Raw genomic sequence first — 13578 nt, 5'->3', positions numbered from 1 at the left:
CCAGAGTAGCCCGGTGATCCGGTTGACTGAGATTTGATATCGCAGGTACGCGAATTACCCCCGCCCCACCCCAGATCCGCACTGACGGAACCGGCAGCACAGTGGCGCGCATGCCACGTTCCCCACCGGCTGCCCCGACGAGCCTGCTACAAGGCAGGAATTGCACAGACCCGCAGGGACTCTCCGCCGACCCGCAACAAAAGCCCAAAACAAAGCGCCCCGGGAAGGTCAACACCCTTCCGGGGCGCCAGTCACCCTCAGGCGGCAGCGCCGCCCGCAGGCACCACAGCCTGATCAGTCCTCGACGTTGGCCGCCGAGCAGGAGTTGCCGATGCTCTGCTCCCCGTCACCAGCAATGGTAGGAGAAGCAGCGAAGGCGGTACCGCCATCGAACGACTGCTCGCACTCCACGACCTGCAGGTTGTCGACGGCGAACGGGCCGTCGTAGTCGCCACCATGGGCACTGGCAACCCCGCCGCCCACAAGGCCGAGACCGCCGACCATGATCGCTACGGCAGCGGTCTTCTTGAGCTTGTTCATCACGTCTCCGTTTTCTCCACGCACACGACCCTCCTTACGGACCGTGTCCGACTCGTCACAGACGCTAACACGAATTTCCCTTATTTCGCCATTTCGGACACGCCGAATCAAGTAGGACCAATCAAGTTATGCACACCTTTTACGACAACCAGAGCAGCCGGGTGATCCGGTTCGACTGAGATCCGATACCGCAGGCACGCGAATTACCCCCGACCCACCTCGGATCACCCAAAAACAAAGCGCCTCCGGCGAGCAGCGGGAACAAGGGGCACACCCTTTTTCCCACTGCTCCTGCCGGAGGCGCCACGTTCGCGCCCCGGAAAGTCAACACCCTTCCGGGGCACCAGTCACCCTCAGGCGGCAGCGCCGCCCGCAGGCACCACAGCCTGATCAGTCCTCGACGTTGACCGCCGAGCAGAAGTTGCCGATGTTCTGCTCCGCGTCACCACCAACGGGAGGAGAAGCAGTGAAGAGGGTACCGCCATCGAAAGTCTGGTCGCACTCCACGATCTGCAGGTTGTCGATCGCGGGCCCGAACGGGTCGTCGTAGTCGTGACCGCCACTGGCGCTGGCAACCCCGCCGCCGACAAGACCGAGACCGCCGACCATGACCGCTACGGCCGCAGCCTTCTTGAGCTTGTTCATCACGTCTCCGTTTTCTTCACGCACACGGGCCTCCTTACGGACCGTGTCGGGCTCGTCACTGAAGCTAACACGGGCTTCTCTTGACGCACCATTTCCGATACGCCCGACTGAGTGACACAAATCGAGTTACGCACCTTTTGGCGCAACTGACTTGCGGGACCCGGACGGATCGCGGAATGGGTGGCGGCGGCCGTTTCGCTCAAGCGGGTGCCGGCAGGCGAACGGCGGCAGGGACGCAAACGGTGCTGGTCTGGCCGTTGGCCAGCAGCGTGGCGCAGACCTGCGGAACCTTGGGCACGGTGATGGTGGTCGTCTGCTGAACATCCGCCTGAACGGTCTGCTGCAGACTTGCGAGTTCGACGCCGTTCGCGGTGATCCTCACACCGACGGTCTGCGTCTCCTGACAATGGATGCTGAGGGTGATCGCGCTGGTCACCGCGCTGTCGATCTTCTGGAGGCCGACCGCGCAAGGGAAATCCTGCTGCTGCGCAGCGGCCTGTGCGGGCACGGCGGCGAAGAGCGGTGCGGATGCCAGCAGCACGGTGGCCGCTGAACGGAGCATGCGGTGAGGCAATGGTCCTCCCGGGAACTGGGGCAGCCGCCAACGGGCGGCCGACCCTCGATCGTGGCACCAAAATGCCCTTTAGGTGCCTTTCAGGGGTGATATGACCATAGCGTCCCGAACCACGCAACGCGGGTGCGCCACCTGGCCGACGATCCGGTCGGCCGATCGGGAGGGGGTCAGCTGTGGTGCAGCGCCTCGATCTCCTCCGCGTACGCCGCCGTCACCGCGTGACGCTTGATTTTCATCGACGGTGTGAGCAGGCCGCTGCCCTCGTTGAACTCGCCCTCCACCAGCCGAAATTGACGGATGGACTCCTCGCGGACGACACCCTGCGCGTCCTTGACGACCTCGATCCTGACCCGGTCGGCCAGGTCGGTGCGCTGCTTCGCCCGGTTCAAGTCCTTGCGTACGCCCGTCCCGGCTCCCCGAGGCCGACAACTCCTGCAGTACTGACGAGTTAACTCACCGGTGTGTAAAGAATTTTCACTGGTTTCGGCGGACTCCGGGGAATGGGTGAGGGCGTGTGATGGGCGTGGATCATGCGCCCCCATCGCCTCAGGTCCGCCCTGGTCTCCGCCTGTGTCTCCGTCTGCGTCTCGTCCGCCGTGGCTCTGTCCGGTGCCGTGCCGGCCGTCGCCGAGTCCTCCTTCGCTCCCCCTCGTACGGTTGCGGAGGCCCGGTCGCTCACCGTGCTGACGGATCTGTTCGCGGAGCGGCTGCTCGTTGCGGACAAGGTCGCGGCGGCCAAGTACGGCACGACCAAGCCGATCGACGATCCCGTACGGGAGAAGGCGATCCTGGACGACGTAGCGGCTCGGGCTGTGGGGCTCGGCCTCGATCCGGAGGCCGTGACCGCCGTGTTCCGGGATCAGATCGAGGCCAACAGGTTTGTGCAGCGGGGCCTTTACGCGCGCTGGGACGCGCATCCCGAGCTGCGGCCTACCGAGCGGCCCGATCTGGTCAAGGAGGCTCGGCCGATTCTGGATCGGATCACTACCGAGTTGCTGGATGCGTTGAAGGAGACGGAAGGGGCTCGGCCGGGGGACGCGTGTGAACTGCGGCTCGTGCTTGCTGCGGGGCGCTCCGCTTATGGGTACCGGTTGGACGGGTTGCATTTGGAGGGGCTTGGGCGAGCTGTTCCGTCGGTCTGCGGAGCGGGTGGGCGGTAGCGGTTTGTCGGCTGCGGGCTGGTGGGGGCTGGTCGCGCGGTTCCCCGCGCCCCTATGGGGGCGCTCGTCGCATCCCGTGTTCACCAGCACCGTTCAGTCTTCGTAGCGGTTCGCCTGGTCTATCGCCTCGGCCAGTTGGCGTACCGCCTTGTCCTCCGTGGTGTCCGCCAACTTGTCTGCCCTGTCGGCCAGTTCGCCTAGGGACGGGGCGCCTGGCAACGTGGTCCGGTCGTCGTCGCCCTTGCGTAGGGCGTCGGCGAGGTAGGCGGCGACCGCGGTGACCTGGAAGCGGGGGCTCGCGGTCCAGGCGGAGGTCTTCAGGGCGCTGGTCTCCAGGTCGCCGGAAGCCTCGTGCGGGGCACGGGTGCCGGGGTCGAGCCAGCGGACGGTGGCGGTGGCGAGGTGGCCGTCGTGGCCGGGCCGGGTGCGGACGGCGTAGAGGGCGGTTACGGTGTGGCCGGGGCCGACCTCGCCCCCGTCGACGCGGTCGTCGCGGAAGTCCTCGTCGTCGACGCGGCGGTTGTCGTAGCCGACGAGACGGAACTCCTTGACCGTCTCGGGGTCGAAGGCGACCTGGGCCTTGGCGTCGCGGGCGGTGAGGTCGATGTTCTGCGGGAGCTGCTCGACGAAGACCTTGCGGGCGTCGTCCTCGTCGGAGACGTAGGCGGTGTGGCCGTCGCCCTTGTCGGCGAGCTGCTCCATGAGCTGGTCGCCGTAGTCGCTGCCGACGCCGACGCCGAAGAGGGTGATGCCGTGCTCGCGGCGTTCGCCCGCGATGCGTTCGAGGATGGTCTCCGAGTCGGTGTCGCCGGTGTTGGCGAGGGCGTCCGAGATGAGGACGACGCGGTTGGTGGCACCCTTGCGCAGGCCGTCCTCGGCGGTCTCGTAGCCGGTCTCGACGCCGGCGCCGAGGTTGGTGGAGTCCTGGGGTTCCAGGCCGTCGATCGCGTCGTGGACCTCGTCGCGGTGGCCGTCGAGGCGGGTCATCGGCAGGACCCGCTCGGCCTCGTCGCTGAAGGTGACGATGGCGACCGAGTCGTCGTCGCGGAGCTGGTCCGTCATCGTGCCCAGGGAGTCCTTGGCGAGGTCGAGCCGGCCGGGCTCGGCCATGGAGCCGGAGATGTCGATGACGAAGGTCAGGGCGGCCGGCGGGCGTTCCTCGCCGTCCTCGGCGGTGCGGGTGGCGAGGCCCACGCGGACCAGGGACCAGTCGTCCTCGTCGGTGCGGGCGCCGTCGACGGTGACCGTGAAGCCGTTGCCGTCGGGACGGTCGTAGTCCTGGCGGAAGCTGTTGACGAACTCCTCGGGGCGGATCGTCGCCGGGTCCGGCAGCTGCCCCTCGGCCAGGGTGCGGCGGGCGTAGCCGTAGGAGGCGGTGTCGACGTCGAGGGCGAAGGTGGAGAGATAGTCGGGCTCGGGGGCGACGTCCCGGGAGTCGCTGTCCGGGCTGTCCGGGCTGCTTCCCTGTTGCTCCCCCTCCGGCGTGGGTGCGTAGCCGCCGCCCTTGTTGCCGCCGTCGTACGAGGATTGGTTCGCGCCGTCGCCGCTCGCGCTGCAGCCCGTCAGCAGCAGGCCGCCCGCCGCGGTGAGCGCGAGCAGCGCGGCGCGCACGCGTCGTATTCGATACTGCTCCATCTTCCGTGCCCCCTTGGTCCGTTGACGTCGACCTTTGTGACTGTGACGGGCCAGGGGGCCGGAACGTGCGCTACGGAGCGTTGCGGAAGCGTCTCGAAGAGGCCACGGAGGACGGCTGTCGAGACCGGTAGGTGATCTTCCGGTGACCTAGGTGTATTGCCCTGAGAGGTTAGGAACACGGCTGGCGGGTGGCTGGCCCTTGAGCGCGGTGTGTCCGCGGTGGTGATTGTAGGTGTGCAGCCAGCCGAGGAAGGCGTCGCGTCGTTCCTGCTCTGATCGGTAGGGGCGGGCGTAGGCCCACTCGTCGAGCAGAGTGCGGTTGAACCGCTCGACCTTGCCGTTCGTTTGCGGCCGGTAGGCGCGCGTGCGCTTGTGCGTGATCCCGGCTGCGGTCAGGGCATCACGCCACAGACGGGACTTGTAGCAGGAGCCGTTGTCGGTCAGCACGCGCTCGACGGTGACTCCGATGGAGGCGAAGAACGACTGCGCCCGCTCCCAGAAGGCGACGGCGGTCTCCTTCCTCTCGTCTGCATGGATCTCGCTGTAGGCCAGGCGGGAGTGGTCATCGACAGCGGTGTGCAGGTAGCTGTAGCCGGCGCCGGAACGCTTCTTGCGGCCTGCTTGGCGGCCCAGGACCTTGTGGCCGCCGCCGTCGGGAATGTTGCCGAGCTTCTTGATGTCGACATGCACCAGCTCGCCGGGCCGGTCGCGTTCGTAGCGGCGTATGACGCGGCCGGTGGCCCGGTCCAGATGCGCCAGGCGGGCAAGGCCGTATCGGGTCAGCACCCGGTGCACGGTGGAGGGCACCAGCCGCAGCAGGCCGGCGATGCGGGCCGGTCCCCAGCGGCGCAGCACGCGGACCTTGATGATCCGCCGCTCGGTACGGGTCGGGGTCCGCCGTGGGCTGGCGTGCGGGCGGCTGGAGCGGTCGGCCATGCCCGCCTCGCCGAGCTGCCGGTAACGGTCGGCCCATCGTTGGGCGGTGCTTACAGAGACCTGGAAGCGTTCTGCAGCCCGCCGCAGGGGCCAGTTGTCGTCCACGACGCAGCGGGCCAGGCGCAGGCGTCCGGTCTCGGTCAGCGGTGCGTTACGGTGCGGCATGAGGGCCTTTCTGGTCGCCGGTGCAGATGTCGCAATCCACACCGAGCCAGAGGGCCCTCACCCATTTCAAGAACACATGTCAGTGATCGCTGTCACCAACCTCCGTGGACAGAACACCTAGGACACCACGTCCTTGCGGGCGAAACCGCGGAAGGCCAGCGCGAACAGCACGAGGGCGTACGTTACCGAGACCGCGGCGCCCTGGATCATGCCGGACCACTCGGGAGTGGGCTGGACGGCGTCCGCCCAGGCGAACTGCCAGTGCGCGGGCAGGAAGTGGCGCCAGTCGCCGAGGGCGGTCACGGCGTCCAGGACGTTGCCGACGATGGTCAGGCCGACGGCGCCGCCGACCGCTCCGAGGGCGGCGTCGGTCTTGGTCGAGAGCCAGAACGCGAGCCCCGCGGTGACCAGTTGGGAGACGAAGATGAATCCCACGACGACGACGAGCCGCTGTGCCGCCGTTCCCGGGTCGAGTGAACCGCCCGTGGGCAGCTCCAGCGAGCCCCAGCCGTAGGCCGCGGTGCCGACCGCCAGTGCGACGACCGGGAGCAGGATCATCGCGGCCAGGCTGAGGCCGAGGCCGACGACGAGCTTGGACCACAGGAGGCGGGCGCGGGGCACGGGGGCCGCGAGGAGATAGCGCAGGGAGGACCAGCCGGCCTCCGAGGCGACCGTGTCCCCGCAGAACAGGGCGACCGGGATGACCAGCAGGAAGCCCGCCGACACGAACAGGTTGACCGCGGCGAAGTTGGCGCCGGACGCGGTCGCCGTGTCCATCAGGGAGACCGTGTTGTTGCGGCCGCCCGGCTCGCCGCCGATGGCGAAGGCGATGAGCAGGACGAAGGGCAGGGCGGCGAGGATGCCGCCCATGACGATCGTGCGGCGGCGCTTGAGCTGGCGGATCAGTTCCACGCGCAGGGGGAGCGTACGGCCCGCTTTGTAGCCGGAGGCCGTCTCGGTCAGCGTGCTCATGCGGCACCTCCGATCAGGGTGAGGAAGGCGTCCTCCAGGCGGCGGTGCGGGCCCACCGACTGGACGGGCACCTCGAGCCGGACGAGTTCGGCGACCAGCCGCTCGGCGCTTCCGTCGGTGTCGAGGCGGATCAGGATGCCCTCGTCGGTGCGGAGCGCCGAGACGATGCCGGGCAGGGCCGCCACCTTCTCGACGATCGGCTCCTCGACGGGCGAGGCCGTGCCGACAAGCAGGGTGTCGCCGGAGCCGATGATCTCGGCGACCGGGCCGGCCTGGACGAGGCGGCCACGGTCCATGACCACGAGGTGGGTGCAGGTCTGCTCGACCTCCGCCAGCAGATGGCTGGAGACGATGACCGTGCGGCCGGCCGCCGCGTAGCGGATCATCACCTCGCGCATCTCGCGGATCTGTGGCGGGTCGAGCCCGTTGGTCGGCTCGTCGAGGATGAGCAGGTCCGGCAGGCCGAGCATGGCCTGGGCGATGGCCAGGCGCTGGCGCATGCCCTGGGAGTACGTGCGGACCGCGCGGGCCAGTGCGTCGCCGAGGCCGGCGATCTCCAACGCCTCGTCCAGGTGGGCGTCCTCGGCCGGGCGGCCGGTCGCCTGCCAGTACAGCTCCAGGTTCTCGCGGCCCGAGAGGTGCGGCAGGAAGCCCGCGCCCTCGACGAACGAGCCGACCCGGGACAGGACCGGCGCGCCGGGGCGGATCGCGTGCCCGAAGACCCGGATCTCGCCGCCGTCCGGCTTGATCAGGCCCATCAGCATGCGCAGGCTGGTCGTCTTGCCGGCGCCGTTGGGGCCGAGGAGGCCCAGCACCTGGCCCTTCTCGACACGGAAGGAGAGGTCGCGGACGCTGTAACGGTCGCCGCCCGCGTACTTCTTGCTCAAGTCGGTGATCTGGAGCGGGACTTCGGCCAGCTCCGGGTCCGGGGCGGGCATGGCGGTGCGGCGGCGGCCCGTCAGGAGCAGGAGCAGCGCGAGCACGGCGCCCGCGAGGGGCAGCCACCAGACCCAGGAGGGCAGCGGGGCGGCCGCGGTGGAGACGCCGGGGGCCGTCGGGACGTCGAGGTCGCCCTTCAGGGAGACGGTGTACGTCGCCGGGGCGGCCGGGGAGGCGTAGCCGAGGTCAGTGGAGGCGAGGACCAGACGGAGGCGGTGGCCCGTGTCGATCTTGTGGTCGATCGCCGGGAGGGTGAGCGTCACGTCCTTGCCGGACTTGGCGCCCTCGACGCGGACGGGTGAGACGAGCTGGGACGGCAGTACCTGCCGGGTGCCGTTCGGGCTCACGTCGTAGACCTTGGCGAACAGCACGGCGTCGTCGGTCGTGGACTTCACGTGGACGGTGGCCGTCGGGGCGCCGGTGATGCGGAGGTCGTCGGTGACCGGCTTCGAGTCGAAGCGGGCGAACTGGCCCGGGAAGTCCAGGGAGACGCCGACGCCCAGCGAGGAGAGCCGGGACAGGCCGGAGCCGCCGAGGCCGGGGAGGGCGGAGACGGCGGGCGGGTTGGCGCCGGCCGGGTTGGCGAAGTCCTGCTCGCGGCCGGTCAGGGCGATGGACTTCCGGCCGCTCTCCAGGCCGGGGTAGGTGTCGTCGCTCGCGCCCCTCAGCTGCGCCGCGCCGTCGGTGGAGTCGACGCCGCCGGTGCGGGTGACGCGGAAGGCCGGACCGGTGTCGGTGGTCTTCTCGTCCTTGAGATAGCGGTCGAACCAGGACCGCACCCGGGACTGGACGCGGCTCGTCTCCATGTCGCCGCCGTCATGGCCGCCGGCGATCCAGTCGACGTCCACGGGGGCGCCGTTGGCCTTGATCGCCTTCTCGGCGGCGTCGGCCTGGTCCAGCGGGAAGAGGGAGTCGGTCTGGCCCTGGACGAGCAGGGTCGGGACCTTGATCCGGTCGCCGACCGCGGAGGGCGAGCGTTCCTCCAGCATCTTCTCGGCCGCGGCGTCCGGGATGCCGGACTCGGCGACGCGCTGGTACATCTCGCAGAGCTGCGGCTCGAACTTGTCGCAGCCGCCCCCGGTGTTGACGAAGATGCCGGCCCAGAGCTTCTTGAAGACGCCGTTCGGGAAGAGCGCGTCCGAGAGGTTCCAGTAGGTGATCGCCGGGGCGATGGCGTCGACGCGGGCATCGTGGCCTGCGGTGAGGAGGGCGATCGCGCCGCCGTACGAGCCGCCCGCCATGCCCACGCGGGGGTCGCCCTCCTTGTCGAGCTGGACCGTCGGCTGCTCGGCGAGCCAGTCGATCAGTTTCTCGACGTCGGCCACCTCGGCCTTCGGGCCGTTGAGTCCGACCTTGCCGGTCGATTTGCCGAAGCCGCGGGCGGACCAGGTGAGGACCGCGTAGCCGTCCCGGGCGAGGGCTTCGGCCTGCTCGCGTACGTCGTTCTTGCTGCCGCCGAAGCCGTGGCCGAGGAGGACGGCGGGGTGCCTGCCGGCGGTGTCGGGGGTGAAGTACGAGGTGTCTATGCGTACGCCGTTCACCGCCATGACCCGGTCGGCCTGGTGCACCGGGGGGGCGTCGTCGTCCGCGACGGCCGTCCATGTACCGGCTCCGGCGAGTACGACGACGGAGGCCGCGGCGGCGATCCACCGTCGCGGCCTCCGGAGGCGTCCTCGCAGTCCGGGGGGTCGAAGATCCATGGTTCAACGGTACGGGGTGAAACTGTCGGATCGTTATCGACCGGGGGTTGAACCGCAGACCTCCCGTGGAGGTACGTCGGCGGGTTCGTGTACCGCGTTCGCTGTATGGCCAAGAGCTCGGTCCGGGCTGTGAGTTGCCGGGTGCGGGTGCGTTGTGGCTGGTCGCGCCCACGCGGCGGAGCCGCAAATCGATACAGCCCCGCGCCCCTTTTCGCCCCTGCGGGGCGATCGGGGCGTCAGTCCTCCGTCGGGATCGAGACCAGCCACCTCGTGTCCCTGCGCGGGCGGAGGTACAGGGCCCAGTACAGAGTGGCCGCCGCCGTTATTCCGCCCGTCCAGAGCAGGTATGCCGTCTCCTGTTGGCTCAGGATGTACGTCAGTACGGCTATGAGCAGCACCGGTATCGCCGGCCACAGCGGCATGCGCCAGGCCGGGGTGTGCTGGTGGGGGCCCTTGCGGGACAGCAGTGCCGCCACCGCCACCAGCAGGTACATGGCGGTCACCGAGACGCCGGTGATGCCGTAGAGGGTGTCCAGGTTCACGAAGCAGAGGATCGCGCCGGGGACGCCGACCGCGAGGGTGGCGACCCACGGGGAGCCGAAGCGGCCGAGTCTGGCGAAGACGTTGTTGACGGGGGCGGGCCAGGCCTTGTCGCGGGCCGAGGCGAACAGGACGCGGGAGTTCTGGATGACCATGACGATGCCCGCGTTGATGATCGCGAGGGCCACGCAGAGGCTGACGAAGGTGCCGACGGCGGAGTTGGACCAGTCGGTGACCATGGTGCCGATGTCGCCGCCCGTGAGTGCGGAGAGGTCCTTGGCGCCCATCGTGATCGCGATCACCGGGACCAGGATGACCACGGAGGAGATCGCGAGGGTGGCGAGGACCGTACGGGCCACGTTGCGGCGCGGGTTCTCCATTTCCTCGGAGAGGTAGACGGCGGTGGAGAAGCCCTGGGTGATGAAGAGGGCGATGGCCAGGCCGGACACGATCAGCATCGCCGTCACCGTGTCCGCGTGGCCGTCCGCGCCCGCCACCTGGAGCGACACCAGGCTGTCCGCGCCCCGCTCGCTGTGCGCGAAGCCCAGGACCGCGACCACGGCCGCCGCGATCACCTCGAGGACCAGGAAGACACCGGTGATCCACGCGTTGGCGCGCAGGTCGAGCAGGCCGGCGAGGGTCGCCAGGAGCATGACGCCGGCGCCCGCCGTCGACGGGTCGAGGTGGACGATCGGGGCCAGGTAGTCCGCCGTGCCCATCGCGATCACCGGCGGAACGATCATCACGACCAGGAGGGACAGCACGAAGACGAGCCAGCCCGCCAGCCGGCCCGCCATCGTCGAGACCATCGCGTACTCGCCGCCCGCGCTGGGGATGAGGGTGCCCAGTTCGGAGTAGCAGAACGCCACGGCGATACAGAGGAGGGAGCCGATGGCGATCGTCAGGGCGGTCGCGGTACCGAGCGAGCCGAACAGATCCGGGACCACCACGAAGAGCGTGGACGCGGGGGTCACACAGGAGAGGGTCAGGAGGGTGCCGCCGACGACTCCGATGGAGCGCTTGAGCTTCTGGGGACTGTCGGGCGCCTCGGGGAGGACGGCCTCGGCAGGGCGGAGCGTGTCGGTCATACGGCGGTTCCGATCGACTCGTGCAGCAGATGCCGCTGATGGAACCCCGACGAAAACCATTGCGTCAATGGCTTGCTTGCTACGGAATCAGTAGATCAACTGCCATTTCACGCTCGTATACGGCAGCCAAACGCTGTCCCCTCCCCGTCCTTGAGATGTACGGGAACCGCAGCGTCCGCGGCGAAAAAATCCCGTCGCGGGGGTGTCGGTGGGGCCCGCTAAAGTCATTTCTCACAGAACTCACATACGAATCACAGCAACGGGTGGGGAACATGAAGCTGAGGCACACTGCTGCCTGGGTGGGGTTCACGGCGGCGGCGCTCGTCGCGACGTCGGCGTGCGGCGCGGAGTCCGTGAAGCAGACGGCCGACGCGGTCGACAAGACCGACGCGATCATGGCGGCGCTCACGCGGGCCACCGACCGCACCGAACAGACCGGCTCGGCCGAGATCAAGATGACGACCGACCTGGGCACCGGCACGCCGATAGCCATGGACGGCACGTACTCGTGGGGCGACGGCATCGCCTACGACGTCCAGATGGACACCGCGGCCGCGCAGATGCAGACCGTGCAGGACGACCCGACGATCCACTGTCTGCTCGTCGACGGCGTGTACTACTACGACGTCGACCCGCAGGCCTCCGGCCCGCTCAAGGGCAAGGAGTGGATGAAGGTCGACGCCTCCGCCGTGTTCGGCGAGAACGGCGCCGCGGCGATGAACGGGGGCGGCGGTGGCAACCCGACGGCCTCGATGAAGGGCCTCAAGTACGCCGATGACGTCAAGGACCTCGGCTCGGAGACCGTCGACGGGCAGAAGACGACCCACTACCGGGCCGTGGTCGACCAGTCGAAGATGGGCAAGTTCAAGGACGCCTACACCGACAAGGACAGCCTGCTGGGCTCGATGACCGGCGGCGCGGACTCCATCACCATGGAGATCTGGGTGAACGACAAGGACCTGCCCGTCCGTCTGAAGCAGGTGATGGGCAAGGTCACGGCCACCATGGACTTCTCCGAGTTCGGTGCCACGGCCGAGGTCAAGGCTCCGCCGGCCGCGGAGACCGCCGACATGACCCAGGCGCTGAAGGACGCGCAGGGGCAGTAGGCCTTCCCGTGGACATGACTGAGCCCGGGCACCTGAAAGGTGCCCGGGCTCAGTCAGTCGCTCAGTGGTTGCGCGGGAAGCCGAGGTCGACGCCCGAGGGGCCGTCGGCCGGGTCGGGCCAGCGGGTGGTGACGACCTTGCCGCGGGTGTAGAAGTGCGTGCCGTCGTTGCCGTAGATGTGGTGGTCGCCGAAGAGCGAGTCCTTCCAGCCACCGAAGCTGTGGTAGCCGACGGGGACCGGGATCGGGACGTTCACGCCGACCATGCCGGCCTCGACCTCCAGCTGGAAGCGGCGGGCGGCGCCGCCGTCCCGGGTGAAGATCGCGGTGCCGTTGCCGAACGGCGAGGCGTTGATGAGGGCGATGCCCTCGTCGTAGGTGTCGACGCGCAGCACGGTCAGCACCGGGCCGAAGATCTCGTCCTGGTACGCCTTCGCCGTGGTCGGCACCTTGTCGAGGAGCGAGATGCCGATCCAGTGACCGTCCTCGAAGCCCTCGACCGTGAAGCCGGAGCCGTCCAGGACGACCTCGCAGCCCTCGGCCGCGGCGCCGGTGACGTAGGACGCCACCTTGTCGCGGTGGACCTTCGTGATGAGCGGGCCCATCTCGGAGGCCGGGTCGTTGCCGGGCCCGATCTTGATCTTCTCGGCGCGCTCGCGGATCTTCTCCACCAGCTCGTCGCCGATCGCACCGACCGCGACCACGGCCGAGATGGCCATGCAGCGCTCGCCCGCCGAACCGTATGCCGCGCTCACCGCGGCGTCCGCCGCCGCGTCGAGGTCGGCGTCCGGGAGGACCAGCATGTGGTTCTTGGCGCCGCCCAGGGCCTGGACGCGCTTGCCGTTCGCGGAGGCCGTGGTGTGGATGTAGCGGGCGATCGGGGTCGAGCCGACGAAGGAGACGGCCTTGACGTCCGGGTGCTCCAGGAGGCGGTCCACGGCCACCTTGTCGCCGTGCACGACGTTGAAGACACCGTCGGGCAGACCGGCCTCGGCCAGCAGCTCGGCGATCTTCAGGGAGGCCGACGGGTCCTTCTCCGACGGCTTCAGCACGAAGGTGTTGCCGGTCGCGATGGCGATCGGGAACATCCACATCGGGACCATCGCCGGGAAGTTGAACGGCGTGATGCCCGCGACGACACCGAGCGGCTGGCGGATCGAGGCCACGTCCACGCGGCTGGCGACCTCGGTGGACAGCTCGCCCTTCAGCTGCACGGTGATCCCGCACGCCAGGTCCACGATCTCCAGGCCGCGCGCGACCTCGCCCAGCGCGTCGCTGTGCACCTTGCCGTGCTCGGCGGTGATCAGCTCCGCGATCGCGTTCCGGTTCGCCTCGAGGAGCGCCCGGAACCTGAACAGGATGGTCGTCCGCTTGGCCAGCGAGGAGGTGCCCCAGGTCTGGAACGCGTCCTTGGCGGCGGCGACGGCGGAGTCCACCTCCTCCACGGAGGCGAACGCGACCTTGGTGGTGACCGCGCCGGTCGCCGGGTCGGTGACCGGCCCGTAGTTGCCCGACGCGCCTTCGACGGTCTTGCCGCCGATCCAATGGTTGACGATCTTCGTCATGCCCAGTTGCTCCT

Annotated in this window: 12 protein-coding genes; 2 read left to right on the top strand and 10 right to left on the bottom strand. The window is 69.0% G+C overall.

Annotation, left to right across the window (positions count from 1 at the left end):
- Nucleotides 1-294 precede the first annotated feature (294 nt).
- The 4 genes from QF037_RS29855 to QF037_RS29840 form a co-directional block, all read right to left on the bottom strand.
- Complete coding sequence (locus QF037_RS29855; protein ID WP_307030444.1) at nt 295-540, bottom strand: hypothetical protein; 246 nt, start codon at nt 538-540, stop codon at nt 295-297.
- A 390-nt stretch (nt 541-930) separates the two neighbouring features.
- A complete protein-coding gene (locus QF037_RS29850; protein WP_307030441.1) occupies nt 931-1209 on the bottom strand; it encodes a hypothetical protein in 279 nt (92 codons plus the stop codon).
- 175 nt (nt 1210-1384) lie between these two features.
- Nucleotides 1385-1747: a hypothetical protein gene (locus tag QF037_RS29845; RefSeq protein ID WP_307030439.1), complete on the bottom strand. Its 363-nt coding sequence runs from the start codon at nt 1745-1747 to the stop codon at nt 1385-1387.
- Between the two features lie 179 nt (nt 1748-1926).
- Nucleotides 1927-2148, bottom strand: a complete 222-nt coding sequence (locus QF037_RS29840; RefSeq protein ID WP_307037835.1) for a hypothetical protein — start codon at nt 2146-2148, stop codon at nt 1927-1929.
- Nucleotides 2149-2289: 141 nt separating this feature from the next.
- Here QF037_RS29840 and aroQ point away from each other — a divergent pair, with 141 nt between their 5' ends.
- Nucleotides 2290-2919, top strand: coding sequence for a gamma subclass chorismate mutase AroQ (aroQ, locus tag QF037_RS29835; RefSeq protein WP_373463832.1), 630 nt, complete (start codon nt 2290-2292; stop codon nt 2917-2919).
- Nucleotides 2920-3012: 93 nt separating this feature from the next.
- On the opposite strand, the gene QF037_RS29830 is transcribed toward aroQ, so the two are convergent.
- From QF037_RS29830 to QF037_RS29810, 5 genes are all read right to left on the bottom strand, one after another.
- A complete protein-coding gene (locus QF037_RS29830) occupies nt 3013-4554 on the bottom strand; it encodes a vWA domain-containing protein (RefSeq protein ID WP_307030434.1) in 1542 nt (513 codons plus the stop codon).
- Nucleotides 4555-4701: 147 nt separating this feature from the next.
- Nucleotides 4702-5655 carry an IS481 family transposase gene (locus QF037_RS29825; RefSeq protein ID WP_307026179.1) on the bottom strand — a complete coding sequence of 318 codons (954 nt, stop codon included), beginning with the start codon at nt 5653-5655 and terminating at the stop codon, nt 4702-4704.
- Nucleotides 5656-5772: 117 nt separating this feature from the next.
- Nucleotides 5773-6627 (bottom strand): ABC transporter permease, encoded by an 855-nt coding sequence (locus tag QF037_RS29820; protein ID WP_307030432.1) that lies wholly within the window; start codon nt 6625-6627, stop codon nt 5773-5775.
- Complete coding sequence (locus QF037_RS29815; protein WP_307030430.1) at nt 6624-9266, bottom strand: CocE/NonD family hydrolase; 2643 nt, start codon at nt 9264-9266, stop codon at nt 6624-6626. The genes QF037_RS29820 and QF037_RS29815 overlap by 4 nt, the downstream gene beginning before the upstream one ends.
- 236 nt (nt 9267-9502) lie before the next feature.
- Nucleotides 9503-10894 (bottom strand): APC family permease, encoded by a 1392-nt coding sequence (locus tag QF037_RS29810; protein ID WP_307030428.1) that lies wholly within the window; start codon nt 10892-10894, stop codon nt 9503-9505.
- Between the two features lie 272 nt (nt 10895-11166).
- Here QF037_RS29810 and QF037_RS29805 point away from each other — a divergent pair, with 272 nt between their 5' ends.
- Nucleotides 11167-12000, top strand: a complete 834-nt coding sequence (locus tag QF037_RS29805) for a hypothetical protein (protein WP_307030426.1) — start codon at nt 11167-11169, stop codon at nt 11998-12000.
- 61 nt (nt 12001-12061) lie between these two features.
- Here QF037_RS29805 and mmsA read toward each other — a convergent pair whose 3' ends face one another.
- A complete protein-coding gene (gene mmsA, locus QF037_RS29800; RefSeq protein WP_307030425.1) occupies nt 12062-13564 on the bottom strand; it encodes a CoA-acylating methylmalonate-semialdehyde dehydrogenase in 1503 nt (500 codons plus the stop codon).
- Nucleotides 13565-13578 lie beyond the last annotated feature (14 nt).

The sequence above is a fragment of the Streptomyces canus genome (assembly GCF_030815415.1).
Taxonomy (GTDB): Bacteria; Actinomycetota; Actinomycetes; order Streptomycetales; family Streptomycetaceae; genus Streptomyces; species Streptomyces canus_F.
This window is presented reverse-complemented; position numbering and strand designations above follow the sequence as displayed.

What these genes read in the sequence shown, in the direction of transcription:
- QF037_RS29805 (WP_307030426.1), top strand. Translation starts at nt 11,167, where the DNA reads ATGAAGCTGAGGCACACTGCTGCCTGGGTGGGGTTCACGGCGGCGGCG.
- QF037_RS29820 (WP_307030432.1), bottom strand. Translation starts at nt 6,627, where the DNA reads ATGAGCACGCTGACCGAGACGGCCTCCGGCTACAAAGCGGGCCGTACG.
- QF037_RS29845 (WP_307030439.1), bottom strand. Translation starts at nt 1,747, where the DNA reads ATGCTCCGTTCAGCGGCCACCGTGCTGCTGGCATCCGCACCGCTCTTC.
- QF037_RS29810 (WP_307030428.1), bottom strand. Translation starts at nt 10,894, where the DNA reads ATGACCGACACGCTCCGCCCTGCCGAGGCCGTCCTCCCCGAGGCGCCC.
- QF037_RS29815 (WP_307030430.1), bottom strand. Translation starts at nt 9,266, where the DNA reads ATGGATCTTCGACCCCCCGGACTGCGAGGACGCCTCCGGAGGCCGCGA.
- mmsA (WP_307030425.1), bottom strand. Translation starts at nt 13,564, where the DNA reads ATGACGAAGATCGTCAACCATTGGATCGGCGGCAAGACCGTCGAAGGC.
- QF037_RS29855 (WP_307030444.1), bottom strand. Translation starts at nt 540, where the DNA reads ATGAACAAGCTCAAGAAGACCGCTGCCGTAGCGATCATGGTCGGCGGT.
- QF037_RS29830 (WP_307030434.1), bottom strand. Translation starts at nt 4,554, where the DNA reads ATGGAGCAGTATCGAATACGACGCGTGCGCGCCGCGCTGCTCGCGCTC.
- aroQ (WP_373463832.1), top strand. Translation starts at nt 2,290, where the DNA reads ATGCGCCCCCATCGCCTCAGGTCCGCCCTGGTCTCCGCCTGTGTCTCC.
- QF037_RS29825 (WP_307026179.1), bottom strand. Translation starts at nt 5,655, where the DNA reads ATGCCGCACCGTAACGCACCGCTGACCGAGACCGGACGCCTGCGCCTG.